12 protein-coding genes are annotated in these 14,032 nt (G+C 41.5%); 2 read left to right on the plus strand and 10 right to left on the minus strand.

The features are described from left to right. Position 1 precedes the first annotated feature (1 nt). Positions 2-1,510, minus strand: a complete 1,509-nt coding sequence (locus tag B1F84_RS04540) for a deoxyribodipyrimidine photo-lyase (RefSeq protein WP_131690704.1) — start codon at positions 1,508-1,510, stop codon at positions 2-4. 105 nt (positions 1,511-1,615) lie between these two features. Between B1F84_RS04540 and B1F84_RS04545 the strand changes: the two genes are divergently transcribed. Further along, positions 1,616-2,224 (plus strand): flavin reductase family protein, encoded by a 609-nt coding sequence (locus B1F84_RS04545; protein ID WP_131690705.1) that lies wholly within the window; start codon positions 1,616-1,618, stop codon positions 2,222-2,224. A gap of 41 nt (positions 2,225-2,265) precedes the next feature. On the opposite strand, the gene B1F84_RS04550 is transcribed toward B1F84_RS04545, so the two are convergent. The 4 genes from B1F84_RS04550 to B1F84_RS04565 all read right to left on the minus strand — a co-directional run bounded on the left by B1F84_RS04550 (position 2,266) and on the right by B1F84_RS04565 (position 6,002). Continuing rightward, positions 2,266-3,567 (minus strand): MFS transporter, encoded by a 1,302-nt coding sequence (locus B1F84_RS04550; protein ID WP_131690706.1) that lies wholly within the window; start codon positions 3,565-3,567, stop codon positions 2,266-2,268. Positions 3,568-3,739: 172 nt separating this feature from the next. After that, entirely contained in the window at positions 3,740-4,582 is an 843-nt protein-coding gene (yghU, locus tag B1F84_RS04555; RefSeq protein ID WP_131690707.1) for a glutathione-dependent disulfide-bond oxidoreductase, read from the minus strand. Between the two features lie 17 nt (positions 4,583-4,599). After that, complete coding sequence (locus B1F84_RS04560) at positions 4,600-5,205, minus strand: rhomboid family intramembrane serine protease (protein WP_131690708.1); 606 nt, start codon at positions 5,203-5,205, stop codon at positions 4,600-4,602. A 113-nt stretch (positions 5,206-5,318) separates the two neighbouring features. Continuing rightward, positions 5,319-6,002 (minus strand): type 1 glutamine amidotransferase domain-containing protein, encoded by a 684-nt coding sequence (locus B1F84_RS04565; protein ID WP_131690709.1) that lies wholly within the window; start codon positions 6,000-6,002, stop codon positions 5,319-5,321. A 147-nt stretch (positions 6,003-6,149) separates the two neighbouring features. On the opposite strand from B1F84_RS04565, the gene B1F84_RS04570 reads away from it, so the two are divergent. Continuing rightward, a complete protein-coding gene (locus B1F84_RS04570; RefSeq protein WP_131690710.1) occupies positions 6,150-7,070 on the plus strand; it encodes a LysR family transcriptional regulator in 921 nt (306 codons plus the stop codon). Here B1F84_RS04570 and B1F84_RS04575 read toward each other — a convergent pair. The 5 genes from B1F84_RS04575 to B1F84_RS04595 form a co-directional block, all read right to left on the minus strand. Continuing rightward, positions 7,050-7,799, minus strand: coding sequence for a dienelactone hydrolase family protein (locus tag B1F84_RS04575; protein ID WP_008108782.1), 750 nt, complete (start codon positions 7,797-7,799; stop codon positions 7,050-7,052). The two genes, B1F84_RS04570 and B1F84_RS04575, sit on opposite strands and share 21 nt — an antisense overlap. 84 nt (positions 7,800-7,883) lie before the next feature. Continuing rightward, complete coding sequence (locus B1F84_RS04580) at positions 7,884-9,209, minus strand: glycerophosphodiester phosphodiesterase family protein (protein WP_131690711.1); 1,326 nt, start codon at positions 9,207-9,209, stop codon at positions 7,884-7,886. Between the two features lie 53 nt (positions 9,210-9,262). Then, positions 9,263-10,123: a carboxylate/amino acid/amine transporter gene (locus B1F84_RS04585; protein ID WP_131690712.1), complete on the minus strand. Its 861-nt coding sequence runs from the start codon at positions 10,121-10,123 to the stop codon at positions 9,263-9,265. An 88-nt stretch (positions 10,124-10,211) separates the two neighbouring features. Beyond that, entirely contained in the window at positions 10,212-11,642 is a 1,431-nt protein-coding gene (locus B1F84_RS04590; protein WP_131690713.1) for an amidohydrolase family protein, read from the minus strand. A gap of 150 nt (positions 11,643-11,792) precedes the next feature. Then, positions 11,793-13,928 (minus strand): M3 family metallopeptidase, encoded by a 2,136-nt coding sequence (locus B1F84_RS04595; protein WP_008108778.1) that lies wholly within the window; start codon positions 13,926-13,928, stop codon positions 11,793-11,795. Between the last annotated feature and the right edge of the window lie 104 nt (positions 13,929-14,032).

Here is a 14,032-nt window from a genome sequence, read left to right on the forward strand (position 1 = left end):
GTTATTTGCCTGACTGCTTTTTGGATTTACGTACCGAGGGAGTGATGGCTACATGTTTTTTTAGTATGGCATGAATAGCACGTTTAACATCGCTACGCTCTCGGTATTGCCATAATCGCTCGCGTGCCTCTTTAGATGCTCGAGTTAAATCAAGCATCGGCTCTGGGTAATCTTCACCAAGTTTAAAGTCATTAAATAATGCTTCCATGGGCGTTTGTTCCCAAGGTTGATGTAAATATTCAATGGGGAGCTTTTCAAGTTCGGGGCACCATTTTTTTATAAATGCGCCGGTTGGGTCTTGATCTTCAGATTGTTTAATGGGGTTGTAATGGCGAATAGTATTAATGCCAGTAACCGATGCCTGCATTTGTATTTGCGGATAATGAATACCTGGCTCAAAGTCTAAAAAGTAATTAGCCAGCGGAAAACTTGCCTGTTGCCAGCTGATGTTTAAATGATGGGTTACAAAGCTCACCAGCATAGCGCGCATTCTAAAGTTAATATAACCGGTGGCTTTTAAACAGCGCATGCAGGCATCAATAATAGGAATACCGGTTTGCCCCTGCGCCCAGCGTTCAATATCGCTAGTAACCTTAGCGTCATCACGATACGGAAATGCATGGTAACCCGGATTTAATGCTTTAAATTCCATGCTGCATTCGCTTTCAAACTTTTGCATAAAATGGCAATGCCAATGCAGGCGAGAGATAAACGCAGCAAGCGGGCGCTTCCAGCCTTTTTTATCGGGATGGGTGGAATGGTATGCGTCTATCGCCATTTGATACACCTGCCTAAGGCTAATATTTCCCCAGGCTAAATAGGGCGAAAGTCTAGAACAATGCGTGCGGCTCAAGCTTGGGCTGGAGATCCCTTTTTGATAGCCTTTACCGCGCTCGGCAAAAAAACTGTGTATAACGTCGCGGGCAAGTCGTGGCCCTCCGTGTTGAAAATTGTCATCGTCAGCTGTGTAACTACTTGGTAATTTTGGCGATTGGTAGTGTGTGAGTGTCACTGTTTTAATGTGCTTCCAATCTGGAATGGCAATTGGCGCTTGCATTGTTTGTTGCCAGTATTCATTCCAATTATTGCGATTTTTTTTACCGCGAATGACAGCCCCCGTTGGTGACTCTAACCAGTTAATCTGATTATGTTGGCACCATGCTTTAATCGCTTTATCGCGCTCAAAAGTATTATTTAAGCCAATTTCTTGGTGACTAAAGAGATTAATTATTTCAAACTGGGTATGTAGCTCTTCAAGCAGTCCCTGCATTTTTTGTTTAAATAGGTACACGCAGCTATTAAAGCGAGCAAGTTGTTGGTTTAAATCACATACTGACTGATACACAAAGCGCCAATGTCGCTCGTTATAATGACCATCTTCGAGTAACAGCGGCTCAAAGTTATACAGCAATAATGTTGGAAGTCCGTTGCTAAACGCATTTTTAAGTGGTTGATGATCGCTTAAGCGTAAATCGCGTTTAAACCAGACAATATTTATTTTTTGGCGCATGTAATTAAATTATTTGCTAGCAGTGTAATGTAAATTAAGACTTAGCTTATAAGTACGTATTGCCTAGGTGTTAGGGTTTAGTTTTTAAGTTAAAAGTGAGAAACAATGTTTTTAGATTTAATGCAAAACAGCAGCCGCTCTGTGTATAGCTACTTAGTTGGCGGCATTAGCCCACGACCGATTGCATGGATAAGCACCCTAAGTAGTGAGGGGGTAACTAATATTGCACCTTACTCTTTTTTTACCGTAGCAAGTTGTCAGCCTGCAGTGTTAAGTGTTACTCAAGTTAACCCCAGCGATAAAGCCAATAAAGATACACTGACAAATTTACTAGCCACCAAAGAATGTGTGGTTAATATTGTTAGTCATGCCTTAGTAGAGCAAATGAACCAAAGCTGCGCTAATTACCCTAATAATGTCAGTGAGTTTGATGAGGCCAGCATAGAGAGAGTCCCAAGCCAGTTAGTTAATCCGCCGAGTGTTGCAGCTTCAAAAGTACGCTATGAATGTAAGCTTCGAGAAGTGATCACTATTTCAGATGAACCAAGCGGTGGCAAAATGATGCTCTTAGATGTAGTGGGAATTTTTATAGATGACGCCACGTTGGTAAATGGCTACATAGATCCGACACGTTTAGATGCAGTAGGTAAAATGGGCGGCGATTACTTTAGCACCACTAACGATAAGTTTGTATTAAAACGCCCACAACTTTAAAGGTGAGCGTTTTAATTACATTAGGTTAAACAGCGCGCTATTTACTCTGTTTTTGGTAAAAACAGTGCACTCATTGCTCCCAAAAAACCTAATCCGCTGTAAAGCAAAATAAGCTCTGCGGTTGATAAAAACGATTCTAATAAGCCTATACTGCCTAACATCAGTAATAAAACCCCAATAACGGTATTACTGACCGACACATAATCGGTGCGTTTGTTACCCTCCGCCATATCGACGAGGTACGTTTTGCGTCCTAAGCGCACTCCCTGGTGCGCAACTGAGAGTAAAAAGTACAAAATAGGCATAGCCCACCAGCTCAGTAGCAGCTCGCCATACCAAGTTGCAATAACAAATACAGCCAGCCCATTAATGGTAACTAAAGCGGCACTGAGTACTAGCACTCGCTGGCTAGATAAGTCGCTTAAGCGTCCCCAAATCGGCGCTGAGACTAGGCTTGCAAAGCCGGAAACGGCAATAAAGGTGGCAAGTAAAGAAAATTCAAACGACTGTTTACTGGCTAAAATAATATAAAATGGAGCACTTAGTGCTGAACAAAGCAATAAGGCACGTGTAATAACAAAATGCGCAAACTGTTTGTCTTGGTATAAAATTTTTAACTTTGAAAACGCGTGCAATAGGCCATTATTCGCACCTTCGGTAGCGCCACTATATTCGTTAATTTGTGCATAAAAAAATGCGGCAATCAGCCACATTAATGCACCCAGTAGTAAAGCGATGATCACAATGTCTTGATCTTTTTGCTGCGAAAAAAACCACATCATGAGGCCAAACGTTAGTGTAGCAAAACCGGCAATACTTGCAGCAAGCCCGCTAATATTACCGCGTTGCTGTTTAGGAATAACTTTGCCCAGCACATCTTTTGCAGCGACAGAGTTAAACCCTCTGGCAAGGCTAAATAAAATTAATAAGCCAATAATGGCATAACCTGCTTGTGCGCCCTTTAGGGTGAACGCCACCGCAACCATGGCTAAAATGCATCCTGCTTGCATCACTGCACCTATTACCCATACCCATTTACGAACGGGGAGTTTGCGAATAACGTTTGCAATAGCAAGTTGGGGCAGTAACGAGCCCGATTCTCTGATTGGCACTAACCAAGCAATAAAACTCGCGGGTACATTTAAGCTTTGCATTAACCAGGGCAGGGTGATTTTTGGATTAAGCAGTGCATCGGCAAATTTACTAAAAAGCTGACTAAGGAGTAAAATAATAAAATTACCGGGTACTTCCTGACAGGCATTGTCGTCAATGGCTTTGCAAGCTCGTGCGTCTTCCTCATTGTTTAAACGTTTATAGATTTGTTCTTTTGTCAGTTTTTTCACAATTAATAACTACGCTATCAGTGTAAATATTTAGATATATTAAGATGGTATGCTTAACTTTTCTACTTTTAGGGTTAAAAAGTCATGTTACCTGCTAAGAATGAAGGAGCCCCTAATAAACACAAAAAAATCAGCTAAGCGCTGATTTTTTTATTTTTACTAAACTGGAGCCTTATTCAAAATCACGAGCACTGTGGCGCTCTGCGAGTTGTTCCTCTTCTGCTCCCCAAGTACGATTAACGCGGCGGCCTCGTTTTACGCCTGGACGCGCTGCTATTTGCTTAGCCCAACGGACTACATGTGTATAAGATCCGACATCTAAAAACTCGGCGGCGTCGTATAAGTCGCCTAATACCAATGAGCCATACCATGGCCATATGGCAATGTCGGCAATGGAATATTCACTGCCTGCCATGTATTCGTTGTCACTTAAATGGCGGTTAAGCACATCTAACTGACGTTTAGTTTCCATGGTGAAACGGTCAATCGGGTATTGCATTTTGGTTGGTGCATAACTGTAAAAATGACCAAAACCACCGCCTAAATAAGGCGCCGATCCCATTTGCCAAAACAGCCAGTTACGACATTGTGTTTTAGCTTGAAAGTCATTAGGAATAAGCGCATCAAACTTCTCGCCAAGGTATTGTAAAATAGCGCCAGATTCAAACACAGGAGTCGGTGGCGTTGTAGAATGATCCATCAACGCAGGTATTTTTGAGTTTGGGTTTATATCAACAAAATCAGAGCCAAACTGATCGCCTTCACCAATGTTAATTAAATAAGCGTCGTACTCAGCCTCAGTAATACCAAGCTCTAACAGCTCTTCAAACATAATACTGACTTTTTGCCCGTTGGGGGTCGCTAATGAGTAAAGCTGAAATGGATGTTTACCAATGGGCAATGTTTTATCGTGGGTTGCCCCTGCAATTGGGCGGTTAATGTTTGCAAATTTACCGCCACTTTCATTGTCCCATGTCCATACTTTTGCTGGGGTGTAGTCGTTGTTATCACTCATAAATAGCCTCTAATCGTTTAAACGTGCGTATTTGCTTTGCCCGTTGTTGCTTTTAATTTATCTGCTTTTGCTAATTTATACCCTAAAAAGAATCCACTTAATGCGCCAAACAGATGGCTTTCAAACGAGATATGCAACCGCTGTGGTAACACGCCCCAAATAAAGCCGCTGTATAAAAAGGCCACCACCACGGCTATAAAAATAGATTTAAAAGAACGTCTTACAATGCCATAGCATAAAATAAAGCCCCATAATCCATAAATAACGCCACTTAAGCCGACATGAATATTGCCACGGGCAAACATCCATACCAGTAATCCACCGACTAATGCGGTGAATAAAAATACGCTATAAAAACGCTTTACGCTGTATTGGCAAATTAACCAGCTTAAAATAATAAAGGGCAGCATATTACTAGCAAAATGCCACCAGCTACCGTGTAAAAAGGGAGCGCAAAGAATCCCAATCAGCCCTTGAATGCTGCGTGGGTAAATACCTAAACCATTTAAACTAATGCCTGGCAGGCTATTAATTAGTTGCAACACAAAACAAATAGTCACAATGCTTATAATGGCAAAACGGGTGCTGCTAAGTAACGACAAGGTGGATGGTTTATTTTGCATACGGTGCCCTTATTTATATTAAGAGTGGCCAGTATAGGAATAGTGGTGAGTAATGAAAAGCAAATTAAAAAGCACAGCGATTAAACTGTGCTTTTTATACTGATTAATTGTAATTAACCAAGCTTGGTAAGTAATTTTTTAGCTGCTAGCTCAGAGCTTGCAGGGTTTTGACCGGTGATCACTAAACCGTCTTCAAGCGCAAGAACGCCCCAGTCGTCGGTTTTTTGATAGTCACCACCTTTTTTGATCAGCTCGTCTTCGACTAAAAATGGCACTACATCTGTTAATTGTACAGCGGCTTCTTCAGTGTTACTAAAGCCGGTAACTTTTTTACCCGCAACCAATGCATTGCCATCAGCATCTTTTGTATTTAAAAATGCGGCGCTCGCATGACACACTGCTGCCACTGGCTTTTGTAATTTTACAAAATCTTCGATAAGCGAGATTGAATCTGTGTTATCCACTAAATCCCATAATGGGCCGTGGCCGCCTGGGTAAAATACCGCATCAAAATCAGAAGCATTCACTTCACTTAATACTTTTGTATTTGCCATTAATGCTTGTGCTGAACTGTCGTTGTCGTACCGCTTGGTAGCATCAGTTTGGAAGTCGGCTAGTGTACTAGTTGGATCGATTGGTGGTTGGCCACCGTTTGGTGAAGCTAGGGTTATTTCTGCGCCTGCATCAACAAATGCATAATAAGGGGCGGCGAATTCTTCTACCCAAAAACCTGTTTTTTCACCGGTGTTGCCTAAATCAGCGTGTGAAGTAAGTACCATTAATATTTTCTTAGCCATTATTTTTTCCTTCTGATGATTTAAAATTGTAATCTTTGCTTAGCAGTTACTATATGTACTAACGTAACTTTAAACAACGATGATAAATTTAACTTTATTGATTTAATAATTGATACAATGGTTTAAGGCTACAAGTAGGATGCAGTGATGAAAGTTTCGTTTGAACAATTAAAAAGTATGGTGGTGTTTGCACAAATAGTTGAGCAGGGCAGTTTAACTGCAGCAGCAAAGCAACTAGGTTTAACGCGGGCAGTAGCCAGTTATCATTTAAAAAAGCTAGAAACGCAACTTGAAGTAACCTTGCTTAACCGCTCAACACGTACCATGGCGCTTACTGAAGCCGGTATGGCTTACTATGAGCGTTGCCGCGTTATTACCGAGCAGGCTAATGCTGCCAATCAACAAATAGAAAATATAAAAAGTGAGCCCCAAGGATTATTAAAAATTAGTTGCCCGGTTAATGTGGGGATGCAATTAATAGTGCCTGCAATTAATACCTTTAAGCGCCAATACCCCAAAATTGATATAGATTTACAGTTAACCGATGACGTGGTGGATATTATTAAACACGGGTTTGATTTTGCAATTAGAGGGGTTGCGCTGCGCGATTCAAACCTACAGGCAACTAAGTTAACCACAATGAGTACCTGTATTTGTGGCGCGCCTGATTATTTTTCGCATTATGGCAAGCCTACTACGCCCGATGAATTAGCACAGCACCAATGGGTGGTTTATCAGTTGGGGAGCAAAACCTTGACCTTGCAAAAAGACGGTAAAAAAGTCGACATTACCATGCAAGGATCGCTCAGTACTAATAATGCCGCTGCACGGACTGCATTTGTGGAGGCAGGACATGGCATAGGGCGTATACCGCTATACGATGCATGGCCAAAAGTACAAGCGGGTTTGCTGCAAATTATAATGGACGACTACAAAAGCAAAGACATTGAGTTGTATGGGGTTTTCCCGCCGGGGGCGACGGGATCTAAAAAGTTACGTTTGTTTATTGATTATTTAAAAGCGTACTTTGTAAAACAGCATACGGCATTAGGTATGCGTAAGGGCTAGCGCTCGGTTAAATAAGGCAACAGCCTGTTGATACATTGCTATGGCGAGAGCTGCATCGTATCGCTCACCTTCATCACGCATAAAGGCATGTTGCGCGTTAACTTCTTGCCATTGGTAATTTATACCAGTACGAACAGCTTGCTGGTATATTTTGTCTCGGCCATCTTGTGGAACATGGGGATCTTGTTTACCCCAAATAAAATGAATTTCACCGAGTATATCGGCCATACGTTCAAACGAGTTATTTCCGGGTTGTGCGGGCAGTGTATTACTGTGTATATCGGTGGCGTATAAACAAAATGCAGCTTTTATAAGTGGGTTTAATGCGGCTCTGTAAGCTAAATGCCCACCAATACACACTCCCATAGCCCCAACATTTCCTGAACAATAACTCTGGCGTTTTACAAAGTCGATAAGGCTTTGCGTATCGCTATCATGATGCTCTAAAGGTTTAGCCCATTTATCGCTATTACCCTTATCTTTGCCTTCGTCATCATAAGCAAGCACTGTCCCAATTGGGTTAAGCTCATGAAATACTTCTGGCACAAGTACGATAAATCCATGACTGGCTAAAATAGCTGCACTACGGGCAATGGGTGCCGTTTGCTGAAAAATTTCAGAATAAAAAATAATGGCAGGGTATTGCCCCGATGTTTGTGGGCGGTAAATGGTAGTTCGCATTAACCCTGTAGGCGTTGGTAAGTCAGCGTTATGGTGTTGAATGATCATAAAAGCGCTCAGTAAAATGAATATAATAGCTGAGCGCGGTAAAATAAACGAATTTTGCTACAAATTAACTAACCTAAACTGTGCTTAAATAGCGGCAGGCATTTTATTGCAGCTGGCGTAATAGCTAACTGTAGCTGGCCAGTCAGAAAATATACCGATTACACCAACCTCTTTTGCAAGCACATCAACCACAGTCATCATGTCACCATCGTTATCTATAACATCACTAATTGATTGGTAATAGTAACCGCCACCGTTATTTAGCGGCCCAGATCGTTCAAGACTCCATGCAATAATATTAAGCCCAGCAGCTTTAGCATCAATAGCGTACTGCGATGGCACAATATTACTTTCATTATCTATGGTTAATAGCATCCAAATGGGTGGAGCAATAATTTTAACGCCGTCATTAAAAAGCGCAGCCATACTAGGCTGCCATGTATCGGCGTTATTAGGATCAAACCCTGCATCGCTATCTCGGCCATCTAAATAGACGCTTTGCGTTGCAAACGCGGGGTTGGTGTTAATCCAATATTTTACGTCATCTAAATTAAACGATTGCGGAAAAACATGCTCAGCGGGTACGTCCATTTGCGTGTATTCATCTAGCATTTTTTGCGCGTATTGCTGTTGTGTCATACCATCAAAAGGCATGCTCACTTGAGGCGATTTAAGCTCTGGCGTCATTTTTACCCCTAGCTGTTTAAATAGCGCAATACTTTGTTTGTGGGTCATTAACGTGCCGCTACTTGCATATAAGTCAGTGCGCCAGTTTGGGGTGCCTTGTAAATATTCAGCAACGCTGCTTGCTTGAGGATTAGCACCATCCATTTTACCTTCAAGGGTTAAAAATTCCGCCAGGCTAATGTCACTGGTACAACATTTAGCAGAAGCAGGCGTGCCACTGTTCGAGTCTGCTGGTGTAAAGGGCACACTGCATTTAGCGGCAAGTTCTGGAATAGCTAAAATATTAGTGGTGGTATGTAAATCGCATTGTGAATGGCGACATACCAGCTCTTTGTCATTAGTAAAGGTGACATCGCATTCGACGATACCGGCGCCCATACGAGCAGCCGCTATGTAAGACTCTTTTGTGTGCTCTGGGTATTGCATGGGGGCACCACGATGGCCGATTGAAAAGTCAGTACGATAAAAAGCACCGTCTTTGCACGATGCTAATTTTGTTTTTAGTGCGCCGTCGGCCATATCCTCAATTAAGTAGTCGGGGCGAGTACCTAGTTGAATATTAGTGCCATGCGCCACTTCAACAATAACCGGGGTAGGAACCTCAACAATTTCAACCTCAGTGTTAGTAACAACCACTTCTTTTTCGACTATTTCAACATCATCATTGCAGCCAGTAAGTGCAGCTAACAATATACAGGCAGTGAATAGGGGAAGTCGCTTCATTATTTGTCCTTAAAAATAAAAGTAGCCCCTACCTTAACCTTAAACAGTGACAATTAAACGACAGCGGGATTAACTTTTCGCTTTGCTAGCAGTTGATTGACCACTAATGCTAGTAACATAATAACAGCACCGATTGTTAATCGGGCTATGTCCGCATCTCGATTCCAAATAAGTACATTAACAATAATACCGGCAGGAATAAGCAAGTTATTCATCACCGCCAATGCACCAACATTAACCAGTGTTGCGCCTTTATTCCACATAAAGTAGCCCAAACCTGAGGCTACAATACCTAAGTAAATAAGAATGCCCCATTGCGTTGAGCTGGAAGGTAACTTCTCGGTATTGCCAAACAGCGCATAGCAAGCGCTGGCTATAACAAGCGCACCAATAAAAAACCAGCCAAATACGGTTTTGTCATCCAGTTTTTGATTAACCATTAAACGCTTGTAGCTTACTTGCCCTGTTGCAAAACTAATATTAGCGCCTTGAACTAATAATAAGCCAAGTAGAAAGTCGTTGGTTAGGTTTTCATACCGAATGGTGATAGCCCCTAACACGGCAATAAAGGCAACAATAAAAAATTGCCAGTTGAACTGTTTATTCAATGCATCGTTTAAAAGCGTAATGTAAAGCGGCGTCATTACAGTAAATAACAGCACTTCTGGTACGGTTAAAAATAAAAATGAGTGGTAATAAAAGCCGTACATAATCCCTAGCTGCAGTGCACCTATTAGCATCAGTTTGCACGCAAGGGGGAGAGGGGTTTTCTTTAAAAACGGCAAAAACACTAAGGTAGCTAAAGCCACACGGATTAACACACTGAACCACGCATCAACTTGGCCTGCTAAATACACACCAATTAAACTAAACGAAAAGGCCCAAAGTAAAGTAACGGCAAATAAATAGCCCATAGTGTTGTTTGCTCCAAACTAAAAATGCGAGTGTATACCACAACGAGTATGAAAGGGAGGGCTCAGCAAGCTAAGCCCATTAGTTGATTTACTGTTGTGAGCTTACGAATTGCTTGGCTTGTGCTTTAAGGTTTTCCAATGCGGCTTTATCGTAATAGCGATTGTGGCTGATCACCCCTTGTAATGATTGGGTATTACGCACGTTGATTAATGGATTGCTATCTAAAATAATAATATCGGCCACTTTACCAACCTCTAAAGAACCAAACTGTTGTGCTTTATCTAAAAAAGTTGGCCCTGCTTGGGTCGCACTGTGTAGTATTTGTTGAGGGGTAAGGCCATAGTCACTAAAAATAGCCAGCTCCTGATGAAGCGACAGCCCAGGGTAAATATAAGAATTTAAAAAGCCTGCATCGGTGCCCGCAATAATAGGCACACCCGCCTCTTGTGCCCAAGATAGTAGTTGAGCGGTTTGAACAAAGCGTTGTTTGCGCGCTTTTATTTGTGCGGGGGTATCTTTATTTGCGCGATCAACACGCCACTGGTAGGTGTCTTTTAAACCTTTACCTAAGTAATTTAAAAACTCATCTTGCTGGTGGCTATCTTCGTCAATATAAGCGGTAACTTGGCCGCCAATTAAGGTTGGTACAACCGCAGTGTTATTTTTGGCTAAAAGACGGTACTTTTTCATTGCGGTGTCTTTATCTATGTTATCCATCACAACGGGTAAGGCGCTGCGATAGCTCAGTTCACCCGCTTTTACTTTAGCTGAAATATCATCTTCGTTTTTAGCTGCCGCCTTGAGTAAATAAGTCATATGCTCTATTGCGTCTAAACCTGCGCTAGATACATCAGTAACGGATAAAGAAAACGGAATATGACCTGATATTTTGTAACCACGCTTTTTAACTTCTTTTACTGCTTGTAAATAAAGTTCTGGAGTTAATGCGCTATCAGTAATTTTAACAAAGTCGACATTCATCGCATCTAGTTTATCAATAGCTGCATGCATTTCTTGGGTTGTTTCAACCTCAAGATCGCCTGGCCAAATAGAGTCTTTACCCTCTAGTTTTGGTCCTGAGGTATAAATAGTGGGACCTATTAGCTCACCTTTAGTTATTTGCTCACGCCAGCTTAAAACCGAGGGGCTTAAATCGGCAGCCGCATCACGCACTGTAGTAACGCCGTAGGCTAAATATAAAGGCAGCAATTGTTTGTTTTCTTCAATTAATGCGTCGCCACCGCCAAAGTGTACATGCATATCCCAAAGGCCTGGCATAACAAAGCCCCCTTGAGCATCTATTTGTGTAGTGGCATGGTAATTTAACTTAATAGCGTCATCGCCACGGGCAATAATTTTAGCATCGGTAATAGCAATAGTTTGATTGGGGATCACCACTGCATTTTTAATATCAACCACATTGGCATGATGAATGAGTAGGTCGACATGTTGTTTTTCATTAGCAAAACTCAATGTACTTAGTAACAATGAGAATGGGAGTAGGAGAGTGTATTTCATAAAGGCACCTTAATTTTTTATTAAGGTTAACATGGGCAAGCTAGGTTGTGAGTAAGTTTGAGTTTAAGTGTGTTGTAAATCAGCTAAAGTGTTTGATATACATAAAATAAAAGCCCGCGAGCGGGCTTTTATTAACGACATTATGGTTTATTAGTCAACTAAACCACGGCGCTTAAGCAATGCGTCAGTCGTTGGTTTTTGGCCTCTAAACTCAATGTAGCTTTGCATTAAGTCACGGCTGTTACCTTTTGATAGGATTTCTTTACGGAACTTATCGCCATTTTCGCGCGTTAAGCCACCGTTGTTCTCCATGTGAGCAAAGGCATCAGCGGCGAATACTTCAGTCCATAGGTAAGCGTAGTAACCTGCTGAGTAACCACCTGCAAAGGTATGGCTAAAGTAGTTTGATTTGTAACGAGGTGGTACAGGGTAGTAATCAATACCGTGTGCCTTTAATGCCTCACTTTCAAACTGTTGTACATCAGCTACTTTCTTATCAGAACCAAATGAGTGCCATTCCATATCCAGTAGTGCTGCAGCTAAATATTCAGTGGTACCAAAGCCTTGGTTGAATTTTTGCGACTCAAGTACTTTATCAAGTAGTGCTTGAGGAATTGGCTCACCTGTTTTGTAATGCTTAGCGTAGTTAGCTAATACACTTGGCTCAATCATCCAGTCTTCATGTGCTTGTGATGGAAATTCAACAAAATCACGCGCTGTAGCAGTACCCGCTAGGCTTGGGTATTTAACGTCAGAGAATAAACCGTGTGCCGCATGACCAAACTCATGGAACATAGTCGACACTTCGTCAAACGTCATTAGCGTTGGTTCGCCTTCAGCTGGCTTAGGAATATTTTGCGCATTATAAATAACCGGTTTAGTGCCCTTTAAGCCGCTCTGACTTACATATGCACTCATCCATGCACCGCCACGCTTACCTTCACGTGCATACGGGTCCATGTAAAATAAACCAATTGCGCTGCCATCGGCATTAAATACTTCAAATGCCATTACATCATCATGGTAAACCGGTAGGTCTTTACGCTCTTTAAATGTAATGCCGTAAAGCTTTTCCATTGCAAAGAATAAACCGTTATGAATAACCGATTGCATTTCAAAGTAAGGCTTAACTAAGGCTGGATCTAGGTCGTATTTTTCAGCACGCACTTTTTCTGCGTAGAAAGACCAATCCCATGGCTTAAGTTCAAAGCTTTCGCCCGAATCGTTAATTACTTTTTGAATCGCTTTTGCTTCTGCTTGCGCTTTTTCCACTGCTTTTGGTGCAAGGTCATCTAAAATACCGTACACGTTATCAGTAGTTTGCGCCATGCGTGAAGTCATTACATACGAAGCCCAATCTTTAAAGCCTAACAGTTCTGCTTTTTGTGCACGTAAGTTAGTTTCTTTAATAATAATAGGGCCGTTGGTTTTAGCTGCACGATTGGTTGACGCTTTAAAAATTTGCTCACGAAGCTCGCGATTTTCAAGGCTTGCTAAGATTGGCTGTTGCGTGGTGTTCACTAGGGTGATCATGTAGCCGTCTTTGCCGGCTTTTTTAGCAGCAGCTGCAAGGCCTGCAATTTCACCTTCAGATAAACCAGCCAGTTTGCTTTTATCTGTTACTAAAATGACGTCTTCTTTAAACGATTTTAATACGTTTTGAGAAAACTCTGTTGATAGCTTTGCAAGTTCAGCGTTAATTTCACGCATTTTTGCTTTTTCAGCATCGTTTAATTTAGCACCGGCTTTAACAAACTGTTTGTAGTAAAAATCAACAAGGCGTTGATCTTCAGCGCTTAATTTATCTTTGTTGTCGTATACTGTTTGTACACGAGCAAACAATGCACCGTTTAGGTAAATGTCATCAGAGTGTGCAGAGAACACAGGCGCCATTTTTTTATCAATGCGTTGGTACTCATCGTTAGAGATAAGACCTGATAAGTTGTAAAAGGCAGCTGATGCGCGGTTTAATAGCTCACCTGCAAGTTCCATTTCTACCAGCGTATTTTCAAAAGTAGCTGGTTCTGGGTTATTGGCAATTGCCATAATTTCTGCATTATGTTGTGCAATACCTGCATCAAATGCGGCTTCGTATTCAGTGGTACCAAACTTATCAAACTCAGGAGCCATGTATTGTAATGGGCTTGGTTTAAATAATACATTGCTTGCATTGATATCTTGCACTTGTGTTGTGCTTTGTTGTTTTGTTTCTTGAGTGCTTTCAGAAGAACAGGCAGATAATAAAAGTGCACTAGCAATCGTAGTGGCGATCAGTGTTTTACGCATAATAACTCCATAAAAATAGTAGCCGAAATAGGCTTTTCGAGTCGAAAACCCAGTTAACTTACCAAATTTTGACTTATATACAACAAAGTTTATCGATTTAAAGC

Source organism: Pseudoalteromonas sp. DL-6 (assembly GCF_004328665.1).
GTDB lineage: Bacteria > Pseudomonadota > Gammaproteobacteria > Enterobacterales > Alteromonadaceae > Pseudoalteromonas.